Origin of the sequence: Micromonospora sp. NPDC007220 (genome assembly GCF_040634035.1) — a bacterium.
GTDB classification, from domain to species: Bacteria; Actinomycetota; Actinomycetes; order Mycobacteriales; family Micromonosporaceae; genus Micromonospora; species Micromonospora reichwaldensis.
The window spans coordinates 342,573-357,254 of sequence record NZ_JBEYEU010000002.1 but is presented as its reverse complement, the minus strand read 5'-3'; the positions used below and the strand labels follow the sequence as shown (position 1 = coordinate 357,254).

14 protein-coding genes are annotated in these 14,682 nt (G+C 74.7%); 8 read left to right on the top strand and 6 right to left on the bottom strand.

Translation table 11 applies throughout. The features are described 5' to 3' along the window. Positions 1 to 18 precede the first annotated feature (18 nt). Together ABZ573_RS07770 and ABZ573_RS07765 are read left to right on the top strand one after the other, a co-directional pair. A complete protein-coding gene (locus tag ABZ573_RS07770) occupies positions 19 to 1,377 on the top strand; it encodes a transcriptional regulator (protein ID WP_358116580.1) in 1,359 nt (452 codons plus the stop codon). Between the two features lie 9 nt (positions 1,378 to 1,386). Beyond that, complete coding sequence (locus ABZ573_RS07765) at positions 1,387 to 2,469, top strand: polyprenyl synthetase family protein (protein WP_327029146.1); 1,083 nt, start codon at positions 1,387 to 1,389, stop codon at positions 2,467 to 2,469. A 46-nt stretch (positions 2,470 to 2,515) separates the two neighbouring features. On the opposite strand, the gene ABZ573_RS07760 is transcribed toward ABZ573_RS07765, so the two are convergent. After that, positions 2,516 to 2,878, bottom strand: coding sequence for an Rv2175c family DNA-binding protein (locus ABZ573_RS07760; RefSeq protein ID WP_327031260.1), 363 nt, complete (start codon positions 2,876 to 2,878; stop codon positions 2,516 to 2,518). A 194-nt stretch (positions 2,879 to 3,072) separates the two neighbouring features. Here ABZ573_RS07760 and pknB point away from each other — a divergent pair, with 194 nt between their 5' ends. Both pknB and ABZ573_RS07750 read left to right on the top strand, forming a co-directional pair. Continuing rightward, the gene (gene pknB / locus ABZ573_RS07755) at positions 3,073 to 5,058 is read left to right on the top strand and encodes a Stk1 family PASTA domain-containing Ser/Thr kinase (RefSeq protein ID WP_358116578.1); all 1,986 of its coding nucleotides are present in this window, start codon (positions 3,073 to 3,075) and stop codon (positions 5,056 to 5,058) included. A gap of 2 nt (positions 5,059 to 5,060) precedes the next feature. Further along, positions 5,061 to 5,924 (top strand): deoxyribonuclease IV, encoded by an 864-nt coding sequence (locus tag ABZ573_RS07750; protein ID WP_151456991.1) that lies wholly within the window; start codon positions 5,061 to 5,063, stop codon positions 5,922 to 5,924. A 19-nt stretch (positions 5,925 to 5,943) separates the two neighbouring features. Here the strand turns inward: ABZ573_RS07750 and ABZ573_RS07745 are convergent, their stop codons facing one another. From ABZ573_RS07745 to ABZ573_RS07730, 4 genes are all read right to left on the bottom strand, one after another. Further along, a complete protein-coding gene (locus ABZ573_RS07745) occupies positions 5,944 to 6,975 on the bottom strand; it encodes a GntG family PLP-dependent aldolase (protein ID WP_327029148.1) in 1,032 nt (343 codons plus the stop codon). A 95-nt stretch (positions 6,976 to 7,070) separates the two neighbouring features. Continuing rightward, positions 7,071 to 8,477 (bottom strand): class II 3-deoxy-7-phosphoheptulonate synthase, encoded by a 1,407-nt coding sequence (locus ABZ573_RS07740; RefSeq protein WP_151456989.1) that lies wholly within the window; start codon positions 8,475 to 8,477, stop codon positions 7,071 to 7,073. 87 nt (positions 8,478 to 8,564) lie between these two features. Continuing rightward, complete coding sequence (locus ABZ573_RS07735) at positions 8,565 to 9,047, bottom strand: hypothetical protein (RefSeq protein ID WP_327029149.1); 483 nt, start codon at positions 9,045 to 9,047, stop codon at positions 8,565 to 8,567. A gap of 248 nt (positions 9,048 to 9,295) precedes the next feature. Next, a complete protein-coding gene (locus tag ABZ573_RS07730; protein WP_327029150.1) occupies positions 9,296 to 10,921 on the bottom strand; it encodes a glycosyl hydrolase family 18 protein in 1,626 nt (541 codons plus the stop codon). Between the two features lie 169 nt (positions 10,922 to 11,090). On the opposite strand from ABZ573_RS07730, the gene ABZ573_RS07725 reads away from it, so the two are divergent. Next, a complete protein-coding gene (locus ABZ573_RS07725) occupies positions 11,091 to 11,585 on the top strand; it encodes a glutathione peroxidase (RefSeq protein WP_358116572.1) in 495 nt (164 codons plus the stop codon). Between the two features lie 78 nt (positions 11,586 to 11,663). After that, positions 11,664 to 12,095 (top strand): hypothetical protein, encoded by a 432-nt coding sequence (locus ABZ573_RS07720; protein ID WP_358116570.1) that lies wholly within the window; start codon positions 11,664 to 11,666, stop codon positions 12,093 to 12,095. A gap of 10 nt (positions 12,096 to 12,105) precedes the next feature. On the opposite strand, the gene ABZ573_RS07715 is transcribed toward ABZ573_RS07720, so the two are convergent. Next, a complete protein-coding gene (locus ABZ573_RS07715; protein WP_358116568.1) occupies positions 12,106 to 12,546 on the bottom strand; it encodes a DUF4259 domain-containing protein in 441 nt (146 codons plus the stop codon). A 74-nt stretch (positions 12,547 to 12,620) separates the two neighbouring features. Between ABZ573_RS07715 and ABZ573_RS07710 the strand changes: the two genes are divergently transcribed. Then, positions 12,621 to 13,514, top strand: coding sequence for an NADPH-dependent F420 reductase (locus ABZ573_RS07710; RefSeq protein WP_358116566.1), 894 nt, complete (start codon positions 12,621 to 12,623; stop codon positions 13,512 to 13,514). Positions 13,515 to 13,657: 143 nt separating this feature from the next. Continuing rightward, entirely contained in the window at positions 13,658 to 14,605 is a 948-nt protein-coding gene (locus ABZ573_RS07705; protein WP_151454550.1) for a threonine/serine dehydratase, read from the top strand. Positions 14,606 to 14,682 lie beyond the last annotated feature (77 nt).

Sequence of the window (14,682 nt, the reverse complement as noted above, 5' to 3'; positions counted from 1 at the left end):
CACCGTCCCGGAGGACCGATGACGCCGCCCCCGCCGCCCGGCCCGCAACTGCTCGGGCCGCTGCTCGCCCAACTCCGGCTGGCCCGGGGTTGGAGCCAGCTGCGGGTCGCGGCCGAGCTCTGCGCCGCGTCCGGCGTGCCGACCCTCAGCCGGCACGAGGTCTCCCGGTGGGAGCGGCAGCTGCGCCTCCCCGGCGAGTTCTGGCTGGGCTGGCTCGCCGTCGTCCTCGCGGTGCCGGCCGACCTGCTGGCCACCGCCGCGGCCCGCACCCGCAGTCTCGGTCCGCCGCCGGCCTTCGGCGGGTCCCGGCCCCGGGCGGCGCTGCTCGCCCTGGCCCAGCGCTGGCTCGCCGACCCACGCGCCGTGCTGCTGCCCGGCACACCCGCCCGGCCCGCCGCCCGGGGCGACGGCGCGGGGCCGCTACGGCTGGCGGAGCTGCGCCGGCTCGACGACCTCGTCGGCGGGGCCGACCTGGCCGGGCTCGGGGCGTACCGGCTGGGACGGGCGGTGCGGGCGCTGTCCGGGTGCGCCCCCTCCGCACGCCCCCGGCTGCTGCCCGAGCTGGCCGAGTCCGCCCAGCTCGCCGGCTGGCTCGCCGCGGACGCGGGGGACGCCGCCGGTGCCCTGGACGCGTACCGGCTGGCACTGCGCGCCGCCGCGACGGCCGGCGACCCGTCGCTCGCCGGGCACGTGCTCGGCTCGGCCAGCCACCTGCTCACCGGCGTCGGCGACCCGGAGGGCGCGCTGGTGCTGGCCCGCACCGCGTACGCGGGGGCACGGCGGTCGGCCAGCCCCGGCCTGCGTGCCCTGCTGCTGCACCGGGTGGCCCTGGCCGCGGCGCTCGGTGGCCGGGCGGGGGCGGCCCGGCAGGCGCTCGACGCGGCCCGTCGGGTGACCGACGCGCCGGAGCCGGGCCGGGAGCCACCGTGGCTCTACTGGCTCGACGGGCCGGAGTTGGCGGCGATGACCGGGCGCACGCTGGTCGCTCTGGGCCGACCGCTCCCGGCCGAGGCGCCCCTGCACGCCGTCCGGCGGCGCGGCCCCCGCACCTCCGCGATCTACGGCGGCTGGCTGGCCCGGGGCTACCTGCAACTCGGCGAGGTGGAGCGGGCCTGCGCGGTGGCCGGCGAGGCGCTGCTCGACGCGGTCCGCGCCGGGTCGCCCCGCGCGCTGGGCCAACTGGCCGACGTACGCCGGCGGCTGGCCGGGCACGGCGACGAGCCGGCCGTCCGGCGGTACCGGGCGCTCGCCGCCGCGGCGGCTCCGTACCTGCCCCGGCCGGGGCCGCCACCTGGGCCGGCAGGCCGGCAGGCTCCCACGTGGCGTGCGGCGCGTCGGCCCCCCGGTGCCGCGACGGGGTCCACCCCGACCGGCTAGCGTCGTGGCGTGACCCACGCTGCTCCTGTTTCCCCCGTCGACCGCGCCGGGCTGCGCCAACGGATCGACAAGGCCCTGACCGAGTTCCTGGCGAGCCAGCGCGCCTGGATGGCCGGGGTCGACGACGCCCTGGCTCCGCTCGCCGAGGCGATCGAGGCGTTCGTCCTCGGCGGCGGCAAGCGACTGCGCCCGGCGTTCGCCTACTGGGGGTTCCGGGGAGCCGGCGGGGTGGACACCGACCAGGTGGTCACCGCCCTGGCCGCGTTGGAGTTCGTGCAGGCCAGCGCGCTCATCCACGACGACCTGATGGACCGCTCCGACACCCGGCGCGGCGAGCCGGCGGTGCACCGGCGGTTCGCCGCCCGGCACCGGGCGTCCGGCTGGGGCGGCGACGCGGACGGCTTCGGCGACGCGGCGGCGATCCTGCTGGGCGACCTGTCCCTGGTCTGGTCCGACGCCCTGCTGCACTCCGCCGGGCTGGACCCGCGCACGGTGGCCCGGGCCCGGCCGGTCTTCGACGCCATGCGCACCGAGGTCACCGTCGGCCAGTACCTCGACGTGCTGACCCAGGTCACCGGGGACACCTCGGTGGAGCGGGCCGGCAAGGTCGCCCGCTACAAGTCGGCGAAGTACACGGTCGAACGGCCGCTGCTGCTCGGCGCCGCGCTGGCCGACGCGCCGGCGGAGGTCCGGGCGGCGTACTCCGCGTACGGGCTGCCGCTGGGCGAGGCGTTCCAGCTCCGCGACGACGTGCTGGGGGTCTTCGGCGATCCCGCCCAGACCGGCAAGCCGGCCGGTGACGACCTACGTGAGGGCAAGCGGACCTACCTGGTGGCGGCGGCCCTGGAGACGACCGACGGGGCGGGCCGGGAACTGCTGCTCGGCGGGCTGGGCGACCCCGGGCTGGACGAGGCCGGGGTCACCCGGCTGCGCGAGCTGATCGACGGCAGCGGGGCGCTGGCGCGTACGGAGCAGCGGATCGGGGTGCTGACCGACACCGCGCTGGCGGCGCTGGCCGCCGTCGACCTGGACACCGAGGCCCGGCAGGCCCTGGTCGACCTGGCCATCGCCGCCACCCGCCGCGCCGACTGACCCGCTGACCGGCCCACCCGCGCGGGGGCGAGGGGCAGGGGCGGGGTCAGAAGCCCAGGGCCTGGGCCCGGCGCTTCACCTCGCGGGCCTGGTCGCCGGCGAGCGCCTTCGCGGGGTTGCCGCCCGGCAGGGTGTCGTCCGGCTCGTAGAGCCAGCGCAGCGCACCCTCGTCGTCGTAGCCCCCGTCGGCCAGCAGGTTGAGCACGCCGGGCAGGTGCTTCAGCACCGTCTGGTTGGCCACCAGGTCGGCCGGTATCCGGCGGACGCCGTCGCGGCGTACCGCGATCAGCTCCCGGTCCCGGATCATCTGGTGGACCTTGCTGATCGACACGTCGAGACGCTCGGCCACGTCCGGCAGGGTCAGCCAGTCGGCGGCATCGGCGGGGCCGGCGGATTCGGGGCCGGGCACGGCCCGGTCGGCGGGTACTGAGTCGGTCACCGGACCACCCTGCCATGTCCCGCCCGGTCGGGGTCAACGGCACCCCCACGAGCCGGCTGAGCAGGGCCGGCGGGGGAAGCGAGCGCGGCGGGGCAGTCCTGGTCGCACCCCATCTGTAGCATCCTGTTCAACCTTCACCCCCTGGACACATAGACTCCCTGCCGATGGACACACAGGTCGCCGACACGTTGCTGGGCTCGCTGATCGACGGGCGCTACCGCATCCGCGGTCGCGTGGCCCGTGGCGGCATGGCGACCGTGTACACCGCCACCGACGAACGCCTCGAGCGCACCGTCGCACTCAAGATCATTCACCCGTCCCAGGCCCCGGAACCAGGGGCGCGGACGGCGGGCTTCGTGGAGCGGTTCACCGACGAGGCGAAGACCATCGCCCGGCTGACCCACCCCAACGTCGTCGCCGTCTACGACCAGGGCAAACACTCGGGCCTGCCCTACCTCGTGATGGAGTACGTCCGCGGTCGCACCCTGCGCGACGTGCTCGCCGAGCGGCGTCGGCTCAACCCCGACGAGGCGCTGGCCATCGCCGAGCAGATGCTCGCCGCGATCGCCGCCGCGCACCGGGCGGGGCTGGTGCACCGCGACGTGAAGCCGGAGAACGTGCTGGTCGCCGAGGCCCCCACCGGCGGCGCGGCCAACCTGGTCGACAGCGTCGTCAAGGTCGCCGACTTCGGGCTGGCCCAGGCGGTCGAGGCGAGCGCCGACGACGAGAACGGCAACCAGTTGATGGCCACGGTCGCGTACGTGGCCCCGGAGCTGGTCACCGACGGGCACGCCGACCCCCGCACCGACGTCTACTCCGCCGGCATCGTGCTGTTCGAGATGCTCACCGGTCGGGTGCCCTACGACGGGGACCGTCCGGTCGACGTCGCCTGGCAGCACGTCGACAACGACGTCCCGACGCCGTCGACCCTGGTGCCCGGCCTGCCCAGGGCGCTCGACGAACTGGTCGCCCGGGCCACCCGGCGTGATCCGGGCGGCCGGCCGACCGACGCCGGCGCGTTGCTGGCCGAGGTGCAGGCGGTCCGGGACGACCTGGGCGACGCGAACACGCGTACCGCCGTGTTGCGCCGGGTGTCCGACGAGCCGATGGCCGGGCCGACCATGATGGTCGCGGCGGTCCAGCCGGCCCAGCGGCCCGCCTGGGCCCGGCTGCCCGAGGGCGCCGCCCCCCGGGCGGGCCGTCGCCGGGCCGAGCCCGACGAGGACGAGAGCCTGTGGTCGCGGCTGTCCGCGCTGCGCACCCGGGTGATGGGCGACCCGCGCGGCCGCAGGGCGGTCATCGCCGCCGCGGTGGTGCTGGTCCTGCTGGTCGCCGGCGGCGGCTGGTGGCTGGCGGCCGGACGCTACACGGAGGCACCGCAGCTGGTGGCGATGACCAAGGCCGACGCGGAGGCGCAGGCCGCCCGCGTCGGGGTCGTCCTCAGCTACGCCGATCCGCGCTACGACGAGAAGGTCCCGAAGGACGCCGTCCTGGCGCAGGACCCGGCCTCGGCCACCCGGATCGTCAAGGGCGGCACGATCACGCTGACCCTCTCGCTGGGGCCGGAGCGTTTCCCGGTGCCCGACGTGGTGGGCAAGGAGTTCGAGCTCGCCGAGGCGGACCTGCTCGACGCGAAGCTGGTGGTGGCGAAGGGCACCGCCCGCTACGACGACAACCTGCCCGCGGGCGTCGTGTTGGAGACCAACCCGAAGGTCGGCGCCGAGGTGAAGCCGGGCGACAAGATCACGGTCGTCCTCAGCAAGGGCAAGGCCCCGATCTCCGTGCCCAACCTGGTCGGCAAGAGCCTGGGTGAGGCCAAGACGATCCTCGCCCAGCTGGGCCTGGAGCTGGTGGAGCCCACCTACAAGGACTCCGACAAGCCCAGGGACGAGATCCTCGGGCAGAGCCCGGCCGACGGCACCGGGGTGGAGCGGGGAGCGAAGGTCAAGCTGGAACTCAGCAAGGGCCCGCCGCTGGTCGCCGTGCCCCGGGTCATCGACCTGCCCTGCCAGCAGGCCAAGCAGCTCCTGGAGAGCCAGGGCTTCCCGGTGGCGATCCAGTTCAACCCGAACGGCATCACCCGGTTCCAGAACCCGCCGGAGAACACGCAGGTGCCGCCGGCCACCCCGGTCACCCTCGGATGCATGTAGCGATGCCGGCACCGCAGCGGCTGGTCGGCTCGCACACGCCCACCTCCGGCGGCCTGGCGAGGGCCGCCCTGCCGTACGCCGACGCGGCCGGCTCGCGGGTCGTGCAGGTCTACGTGTCCAACTCGCGGGGCTGGGCGCTGCCGCCCGGCGACCCGGCCCAGGACGTGGCGTTCCGCGACGGCTGCGGCGAGCGGGGCGTGCCCGTCTTCATCCACGCGTCCCTGCTGGTCAACCTCGGCTCCCCCACCGCCAACACGGTCGAGCGTTCGGCGGAGACGCTCGCCCACGCGCTGCGCCGGGGCCGGGCGATCGGCGCCGAGGGCGTGGTCTTCCACGCCGGTAGCGCGGTCGACGAGGGGTACGCCGAGGCCGCCATGCGGCAGGTACGCGAGACGCTGCTGCCGCTGCTCGACGAGGCGGCGGCAGCGGACGGCCCGCGGCTGCTGGTCGAGCCGAGCGCGGGCGGCGGTCGCTCGCTCGCCTCGCGGGTGGAGCAGCTCGGGCCCTACCTCGACGCGGTGGAGCGGCACCCCTGGCTCGGGGTCTGCTTCGACACGTGCCACGCCTGGGCCGCGGGGCACGATCTGGCCGCCGAGGGCGGCATGACCGCGACGCTGGACACGCTCGTGGCGACGGTCGGGGCCGACCGGCTTCGGCTGGTGCACGCGAACGACTCGAAGGACCTCTGCGGTTCCACCCGGGACCGGCACGAGAACATCGGCAAGGGCACCATCGGCGAGCCGGCGTTCGCCGAGCTGATGGCGCATCCGGCCACCGCTGGCGTCCCGGTCGTGGTGGAGACGCCGACGGAGAAGCACGTCGGCCACGCCGCCGACATCGCCACCCTCAGGCGTCTGCACCCCTGACGCGGGGCCGGCGGGGCGGTCAGCCCCGCAGGACGCGGGTGAGGACCTCGACGGCGCGCTCGATGCCGGCGTCGTCGACGTCCAGGTGGGTGACCAGGCGGGCGGTGCGGGGGCCGAGCACCGAGACCAGGACGCCCTCGGCGCGGGCGGCGGCGGCCAGGGCGTGCGCGTCCAGCGGCGCCTTGGTCAGGTCCAGCGGCACCAGGTTGGTCCGGACGGTCGTGGCCAGCACCCCGAACGGGGCGATCGCCTCGGCGAGCCGGGCCGCCTTCGCGTGGTCGGCGGCGAGCCGGTCGACGTGGTGGGCCAGCGCGTACCGGCCGGCGGCGGCCAGGATGCCGGCCTGCCGCATCCCGCCGCCCATCCGCTTGCGGATCACCCGGGCTCGCGCGATCTTGTCGGCGCTGCCGACGACCAGCGAGCCGACCGGCGCGCCGAGCCCCTTGGAGAGGCAGACCGACAGGGTGTCGAAGAGGGCGCCGTACCCGGCCAGCGGCACACCGTCGGCGACGTGCGCGTGCCAGATCCGGGCCCCGTCGCAGTGCAGGGCCACGCCCGCGTCGTCGGCGACCCGGCGCAGCTCGCGCAGGGTGGCCAGCGGGATCACCCCGCCGCCGCCCCGGTTGTGGGTCTGCTCGACGGCGATCGCCCGGGTGGGGACCGCGTGGTAGCCCTCGGGACGGACCATCGCGGCGACGACGCCCGGGTCGATGTCCGCGCCCACCGGTGACCAGGTCCGCGAGGAGATGCCGCCGTACGCCGCAGCGGCCCCGATCTCGTACGTCACCACGTGCGCGTCGGCGTCGCAGAGCAGCTCGTCGCCCGGCGGCACCACCAGTTGCAGGGCGATCTGGTTGGCCATCGACCCGCTCGGGGCGAACAGCGCCGCCTCGTGCCCGAACAGCGCGGCGACCTCGGCCTCCAGCGCGTTGACGGTCGGGTCCTCGCCGTAGACGTCGTCGCCGACGTCGGCGGTGGCCATCGCCTCCCGCATCCCCGGCGTGGGCCGGGTCACGGTGTCCGAACGAAGATCGACGAATACGTCAGCCACTGTCATCCTTTCGGCTGCCGACTGCGGGGCTCACAAGCTCACTCCTCGCGTCAGCCACTGTCATCCCTCCGGCTGCCGGCTGAGGGGCTCGCACGTCAGCCACGGAGCATCTCCGCCACGAGGAAGGCCAGCTCCAGCGACTGCTGGGTGTTCAGTCGCGGGTCGCAGGCGGTCTCGTAGCGGCCGGGCAGGTCGAGGTCCTCGATGCCCTGGGCGCCGCCGAGGCACTCGGTGACGTCCTCGCCGGTCAGCTCCACGTGCAGCCCGCCCGGGTGGGTCTCCAGGCCCCGGTGCACCTCGAAGTAGCCGAGCACCTCGTCGACGATGCGGTCGAAGTGCCGGGTCTTGTAGCCGTTGGACGACTCGTGCGTGTTGCCGTGCATCGGGTCGCACTGCCAGACCACCTTGGCGCCGGCGGCGGTCACCTTCGCCACGATCGGCGGCAGGGCGTCGCGGACCCGGTGGTTGCCCATCCGGCTGATCAGGGTGAGCCGGCCGGGGACGTTCTCCGGGTTGAGCTTCTCGCAGAGCTCGATGGCCTCGTCCGGGGTCGTCGTCGGGCCGAGCTTCACGCCGATCGGGTTGGCGATGCGGGAGATGAAGTCGATGTGCGCCCCGTCGATCTGCCGGGTGCGCTCGCCGATCCACAGGAAGTGCCCGGACAGCCCGTACGCCCGGCGGTCGGAGACCCGGGTCAGCGCCCGGTCGTACTCCAGGGCGAGGGCCTCGTGCGAGCAGTAGAGGGTGACGGTGCGCAGCGCCTCGTCGTCGGTCATTCCGCAGGCCCGGATGAAGGCCAGCGCCCGGTCGATCTCGCGGGCGATCGCCTCGTAGCGCTCGCCGGCCGGGGAGTTCTTGACGAAGCCCTTGTTCCAGTCGTGCACGGCGTGCAGGTCGGCCAGCCCGCCGGCCAGGTACGCGCGGAGCATGTTCATCGCGGCGGCCGAGTTCGCGTACGCCCGGATCATGCGCTGCGGGTCGGCGGCCCGTGCCTCCGGCGTCGCCTCCAGCGAGTTGATCATGTCGCCGCGGTAGGCGGGCAGCCCGCGCGCGTCGGTCGGCAGCGACCGGGGCTTGGTGTACTGCCCGGCGACCCGGGCCACCTTGACCACCGGCAGCGAGGCGCCGTAGGTGAGCACAATCGCCATCTGGAGCAGAGTGCGGGCGTTGGCCAGCAGGTGGCTCTCGGTGTTGTCGACGAAGGTCTCCGCGCAGTCGCCGCCCTGGAGCAGGAAGGCCTTGCCCTCGCACACCAGCGCCAGCCGCTGCCGCAGTTGGTCGACCTCGTAGGGCGCCACCACCGAGGGCACCGTGTCGAGCACCTTGCAGACCTCGGCGACCTCCGCCGGATCCGGCCACGGCGGGATCTGTGTGCGCGGCAGCTCCCGCCAGCGGTCGAGGCCGAGGGCCGCGTCCTCGGCGGAGTCGACGGTCGGACGGCTGGTCTGCAGCCCAGGGCTGCCCACCGCGGGATGGCTCAGCTGATGCCACTCATGGCGCATGACAGAAAGCGTACGGCGAGCGGCCCGGCGACCGACCGGCGAGGGGGATGGTTCCGGCAGGTGAGAGCGGGCTCACCGGGAGGCGGGTCAGGGGGTGGCGGCGGGGGCCGGGGTGTTGCCGCCCGGCGCCTCGGCGGCGATGCACCAGTCGGCGCCGTCGCGGGTGACCGTGAACAGCAGCGGCCGGGTGAGTGTGCGGGAGCCGGCGGCGACCGAGATCGACGTGCTCACCTCCTGGCCCCGGGGCCCGGAGCGGATGTCGGTGATCTCGGCCTGCGGCACCGTGAAGTGGTCGGCGAAGTCGCCGTTGGGGCCGGTCGCGGCGGCGTCGAAGCTCTCCTGGAGGGCGGCGCAGAGCTGGCTGCGCCCGGCCGCGACGTCCTTGGCGGTCATCGCGTCGAGGTAGGCCTGCACCCGCTCCCGCGACTTCGTGGTGGCCTCCTCGGCCGGGGCCCGCCCAGGCTTGGTCGCCGGATCCTCCTCCTCGCCGATACCGCAGCCGAGCAGGACGAGGGGAAGGGTCCCGAGCAGCACGGCGCCCGCCGCGAGCCTCCCGCGCGTCGCGCGCATCGCCACCTCCGTCGCCGTGGACATCGAGCCCGTTGAGCGGCGAGTCTGTCACATCGACGCACGTGCCCGGACGCCGCCGCGCCCGAACCGCCCGGTCACCGGCACGCGACGTGCCCGTCACCGAACGCCACCGAACGCCCGGCCGGGCCGACGCGGGACACTCCCCCGCGTCGGCCCGGACACAGCGGGCGGGGAGGGACCGGTGCGTGGTCCCTCCCCGCCGTGTGGGTGGTGCGTCGGCCCTCGGCTCAGCCGAGACCGCCCTTGATGGCGCCGATCAGCTCGCCGTTGCCGGTGTCACCGGAGAGCTCCCAGAAGAACGCGCCACCGAGGCCCTGGTTCTTCGCGTACGTCATCTTGCCGTTGATCGTGGAGGGGGTGTCGTAGCTCCACCAGTTGCTGCCGCACTTGGCGTACGCCGTGCCGGCGACGGTGCCGTTGGCCGGGCAGGTGTTCTTGAGGACCTTGTAGTCCTCGATGCCCTGCTCGTAGGTGCCCGGGGCGGGGCCGGTGGCGGTGCCACCCGGGGCAGCCTGGGTCACCCCGGTCCAGCCCCGGCCGTAGAAGCCGATGCCGAGCAGCAGCTTGTCCGACGGGATGCCCTTGCTCTTGAGCTTCTGGATCGCCGCGTCCGACCAGAAGCCCTGCTGCGGGATGCCGGCGTACGAGGTGAGCGGGGAGTGCGGGGCGGTGGGGCCCTGCGCGTTGAAGGCGCCGAAGTAGTCGTACGTCATCGGCATGATCCAGTTGAGGTGCGTCGCGGCGCCGGCGTAGTCGGTGGCGTCGATCTTGCCACCGTTGCTGCCGTCCGCCGTGATCGCGGCGGTGACCAGCGCGGACGAGCCGAACTTCGACCGCAGCGCGCTGACCACGTTCTTGAAGGCGTTCGGGCCGCTGCTGTCGCAGGTGAGCCCGCAGGCGTTCGGGTACTCCCAGTCGACGTCGATGCCGTCGAAGACGTCCGCCCAGCGCGGGTCCTCGACCAGGTTGTGGCAGCTCTCGGCGAACGCGGCCGGGTTCTGCGCGGCCTGGGTGAAGCCGCCCGACCAGGTCCAACCACCGAAGGACCAGATCACCTTCAGGTTCGGGTACATCTTCTTGAGCTTGCGCAGCTGGTTGAAGCTGCCGCGCAGCGGCTGGTCCCAGGTGTCTGCGACGCCGTCGACGCTGTCCGCCGCGGTGTAGGCCTTCTCGTAGTCGGCGTAGCTGTCACCGATGGTGCAGCGGCCACCGGTGGTGTTGCCGAAGGCGTACAGGATGTGGGTCAGCTTGGCGGCCGAGCCGCTCGTGTGGATGTTCTTCACGTGGTAGTTGCGGGCGTAGACGCCCCACTGCGCGAAGTAGCCGACGACCTTCTTGCCGCCCGGGCCCGGCGGCGGGGTGGTCGGCGGGGGCGTGGTCGGCGGCGGGGTGGTGGGCGGCGCCGTGGTCGGCGGGGTGGTGGTCGGCGGCGCGGTGGTGGGGGGCGGGGTGCCGCCGCCGCACGCCGCGCCGTTGATCGTGCAGTTCAGCGGCGCCTTGTACGCGCCGGTGCCGTTGTAGCCCCAGCTGAACGAGGCACCCGCCGCGATCGGGCCGGCCCAGCTCTTCTTGACCGCGACGTAGTGGTTGCCGGTGCGCGTGACGTCGGCGTCCCAGGAACTGCTGATGCTGGTGCCCGACGGCAGGTCGAACTCGATGCGCCAGGTGCTCACCGGGGCGCTCGTCCCGTTGGTGACGGTCACCCGCGTCTCGTGACCGGTCCCCCAGTCCTGCGCCTTGGCGAAGCCGGCGGTCACGCTGCCGGCGCCGAACGCACTGGCCATCGGGACCGTGGCGGCGGTCACCGCCATCACGGCGCCGACCCAGAGGGCCCGGCGGAGCGATCTCTTCATGCGGCGTCTCCCTAAACAGTTAGGAAACTTTCCAGATTGTTGGTGAGACGCTACTCACGCCGTCATCCATTCGTCAAGATGTCGATGTATCGATTTGCCTTGGGAGCGCGACCAGCCCTCCGGCCGCTCCCCCGGGCGACGGCCCGGCGACGGCGCGTAGCCTCGACCCATGACCGTCTTCGACACCCGGATCGACGCCCTGGCCGGAGGTCCGGCCGACCTCGCGCGGTACCGCGGACGCGCGCTGCTGGTGGTCAACGTCGCCTCGCGCTGCGGCCTCACCCCGCAGTACGCCGGCCTCCAGGCGCTGCACGACGAGTACGCCGACCGCGGCCTGGTGGTGCTCGGCGTGCCCTGCAACCAGTTCGCCGGCCAGGAGCCGGGCACCGCCGCCGAGATCAACGACTTCTGCCAGGTCAACTACGGGGTGACCTTCCCGCTGACCGAGAAGGTCGACGTGAACGGCCCCGGCCGCCACCCGCTCTACGCGGCGCTGGTCGGCACGGCCGACGCGGAGGGCCACGCCGGCGACGTGCGGTGGAACTTCGAGAAGTTCCTCGTCGCCCCGGACGGCACGGTGGCGGCCCGGTTCGCGCCCACCGTCGAGCCCGGCTCGGCCGACCTGCACGCCGCGATCGAGAAGGTGCTGCCCCCGGCGGCCTGAGGGCACCCGCCTCGGCCGTGCCGCTGCGTGCCGACCGGACTACGATCGGCGACACCTGGTCCGAGTGGAGGGGGCGGGATGTTCTTCGCGGTGCAGCCGGCACTCACACCGGGCCAGGTCCCGCCCGAACACCACGTCAGCATCCAGCGTCCGCTCGACGCCGGTCGGGTGGTGCTCGACGCCGCCGTGCCCGACGACGTGCTGCGCGACCACAGCCGCCTGCGGCACCTCCCGCCGGCTCCCGCGCACCTCGACGGCCCGGGGCGGCACCGCTTCACGCTGGCACACCTGCGCGGCCGGCTCGAGGACGCGACGTCCTACATCCGGATGTCGCCCGAGGACCTGCCGCCGTTCGCCCGGGAGCTCCTCGCGGCGGCCAGGCCGGTCGTGCTCGTCTGGACCGACCCGACGACCGGCGAACGGGTCGAGCGGGTGGTGGTGGCCGTCCGGCGCGACGGCGATCCGGGCGGCCGGAGCGGGCGCACCCCGCCCGGCCCCCGCTGGCCGTGACTCCCGCGCCTCAGCCCCCGACGACGACGGACCCGGTCGGATCGGCCAGCGCGGCCCGGATCGGGGCGAGCGCGGCGGCGAACTCGTCGAGCTCCCCGGCCTCGTCCCAGAGCTCGGCCAGCTCGGACCCGTCGGCGAGCACCCGGTCCAGCGCCCGCAGGGCCAGCGCCGGCAGCTCCGCGGAGAGCGTGAGGCGCCCGCCGGCGGTGAGGAAGTCCGGCGCGTACGCCGAGTCGACCGGCGGGCCGCCGGGGAGGTGCGCGGCGACCACCGCCGACGCCGCGACCGCCTTGGCGCCGGGCCACGAGTCCAGGAAGTCGCCCTCCCCCGCCGCCTCGCGCAGCGCCTGCTCGACCAGCAGGGGCCGTCGCTCCGGCGACGCCTCGTCGAGGCCGCCGCACCAGTCCGCCGCCACGTCGTTGTCGAACGGTCCCGCCGCCCACGTGCCCATCGCACTCCCCGTTCCGTGTTCGCAAGTGGAGGCAGGCTAGCCGCCGGGGCCGACATCGTTCCCGCCGCGACGCGTTGCGGGCCGCCCGACGGGCGTTGTCCCGAAGCCGGCCCCCAGCCCCCGCGCCGGCAGTACGTTGGGCGGGCGGCGCAGGCCGTCACCGCCGCTGCGCGCGGCGGGGACGCAGCCCGGTCCGATCCCGCCGGCCGGCCCGCCACACGCCAGACACCAGACGGAATTGTCGACCATACCGGTGGGGAATACCGTCGCCGCGAACGAGGTTGGGGACCGACATGACAACTGTGGGACTGATCGGCAGTGGACACATCGGCGGCACGGTGGCGCGGCTGGCGGTGGCCGCCGGCTACGACGTGGTGCTGAGCAACTCGCGCGGCCCGGAGACCCTGAAGGATCTCGTCGAGGAGCTGGGCCCGCGCGCCCGGGCGGCCACGGCCAGCGAGGCCGCGGAGGCCGGCGACCTGGTGGTCGTCACCATCCCGCTGAAGGCGTACCGGGACGTGCCGGTCGAGCCGCTGGCCGGCAAGCTCGTGCTGGACACCAACAACTACTACCCGGAGCGGGACGGCCGGTTCCCCGAGCTCGACTCGGGCTCCACCACCAGCAGCGAACTGCTCCAGCGGCACCTGCCGCAGTCGCGCGTGGTCAAGGTGTTCAACAACATCTTCTTCAAGCACCTGCACGCGCTGGCCCGGCCGACCGGCGCCGACGACCGCAGCGCGCTGCCCATCGCCGGCGACGACGCGGGCGCGAAGGCGGAGGCCACCGCCTTCCTCGACCGGATCGGCTACGACGCCGTGGACGCCGGCGCCCTCGCCGAGAGCTGGCGCTACCAGCCGGACACCCCCGCCTACGGGACCATCTACTCGGCCGACCCGGCGGACTGGGAGCGCGAGGCGCCGGCCGACGCCGCCAGGGTGCGGGCCGCCCTGACCGAGGCCACCCGCTGATCGTTCGCCCCTCCGGCCGGCGCCGCCGCACCGTCCGCCCATCGTGGCGCGACGGTTCTGCCGCAGGCACCACGCCCGGTCGCACCACGGGCGGTGCGGCCGGGCGAGCGGTGCGGCCGGGCGGGCCGGGCTAGGCTGCGACGGTGCAGCTCACCACCGTGGACGACATCGTCACGGCCGAGAAGCGCATCGCGGGGCGGGTCGCCCGCACGCCGCTGCTGCCCTGCCCCCGCCTCGGCGACCCGCTCCGGCTCGACCTCGCGGTGAAGGCGGAGAACCTCCAGCACACCGGCAGCTTCAAGGTGCGGGGCGCGCTGAACGCGCTGCTCGCCCGCGTCGAACGGGAGGGGGCGCCCGCCGGGCTGACCGCCTTCTCCGCCGGCAACCACGCGATGGCCGTGGCCTTCGCCGGCCGTACCTTCGGCCTGCCGACGGTCGTCTGCATGCCACCGCAGGCGGTGCCGACCAAGATCGAGGCGGTCCGGCGGTACGGCGGCGAGGTCGTCCTCACCGAGGACCTGCTGGGCACCTGCCAGGCCCTCGCGGCAAAACGCGGATACCACCTTCTGCACCCGTTCGACGAGCCGGACGTCATCGCCGGCCAGGCCACCGTCGGCAGGGAGATCCTGGCCGACGGCCCGCCGCCGGAGCTGGTCCTCGTGCCGGTGGGCGGCGGCGGGCTGATCAGCGGGGTGGCGTCGGCCGTCCGGGCGGCCGTCCCCACCGCCCGCGTCGTCGGGGTCGAGCCGGCCACTGCCAACGCCGTCGGCCACGCGCTGCGCACCGGCGGCGACGCCCTGGCGGTACGGCCGACGTCGATCGCCGACGGGCTGGCGGCGCCGTTCGCGGGGCGGCACACCCTGGCGCACGTCCGCGCCCTCGTGGACGAGGTGGTCGAGGTGTCCGAGGAGGACATCCGGGCCGCCTGGTGGGAGCTGCTGGACGCGACGAAGCTCCTGATCGAACCGTCCGCCGCCGTCACCCTCGCCGCGCTACGGGCCGGCCTGGTCGACGCCGGACCGGGCACCCGTACCGTGCTGGTCCTCAGCGGCGGGAACGTCTCCCCGGCCATGCTCGCGTCCCTGGCCTGACGCACGCGGGGGGTCGACGAGGCCGTCGAACTGCGGGCCGACGCACCACCGGCGCGGCCGACGGGCCGACCGGTCCC

Bases quoted from the DNA above. Each gene is read 5' to 3' on its own strand.
- ABZ573_RS07770 (WP_358116580.1), top strand. From the start codon at position 19: ATGACGCCGCCCCCGCCGCCCGGCCCGCAACTGCTCGGGCCGCTGCTC.
- pknB (WP_358116578.1), top strand. From the start codon at position 3,073: ATGGACACACAGGTCGCCGACACGTTGCTGGGCTCGCTGATCGACGGG.
- ABZ573_RS07750 (WP_151456991.1), top strand. From the start codon at position 5,061: ATGCCGGCACCGCAGCGGCTGGTCGGCTCGCACACGCCCACCTCCGGC.
- ABZ573_RS07740 (WP_151456989.1), bottom strand. From the start codon at position 8,477: ATGCGCCATGAGTGGCATCAGCTGAGCCATCCCGCGGTGGGCAGCCCT.
- ABZ573_RS07735 (WP_327029149.1), bottom strand. From the start codon at position 9,047: ATGCGCGCGACGCGCGGGAGGCTCGCGGCGGGCGCCGTGCTGCTCGGG.
- ABZ573_RS07730 (WP_327029150.1), bottom strand. From the start codon at position 10,921: ATGAAGAGATCGCTCCGCCGGGCCCTCTGGGTCGGCGCCGTGATGGCG.
- ABZ573_RS07725 (WP_358116572.1), top strand. From the start codon at position 11,091: ATGACCGTCTTCGACACCCGGATCGACGCCCTGGCCGGAGGTCCGGCC.
- ABZ573_RS07720 (WP_358116570.1), top strand. From the start codon at position 11,664: ATGTTCTTCGCGGTGCAGCCGGCACTCACACCGGGCCAGGTCCCGCCC.
- ABZ573_RS07715 (WP_358116568.1), bottom strand. From the start codon at position 12,546: ATGGGCACGTGGGCGGCGGGACCGTTCGACAACGACGTGGCGGCGGAC.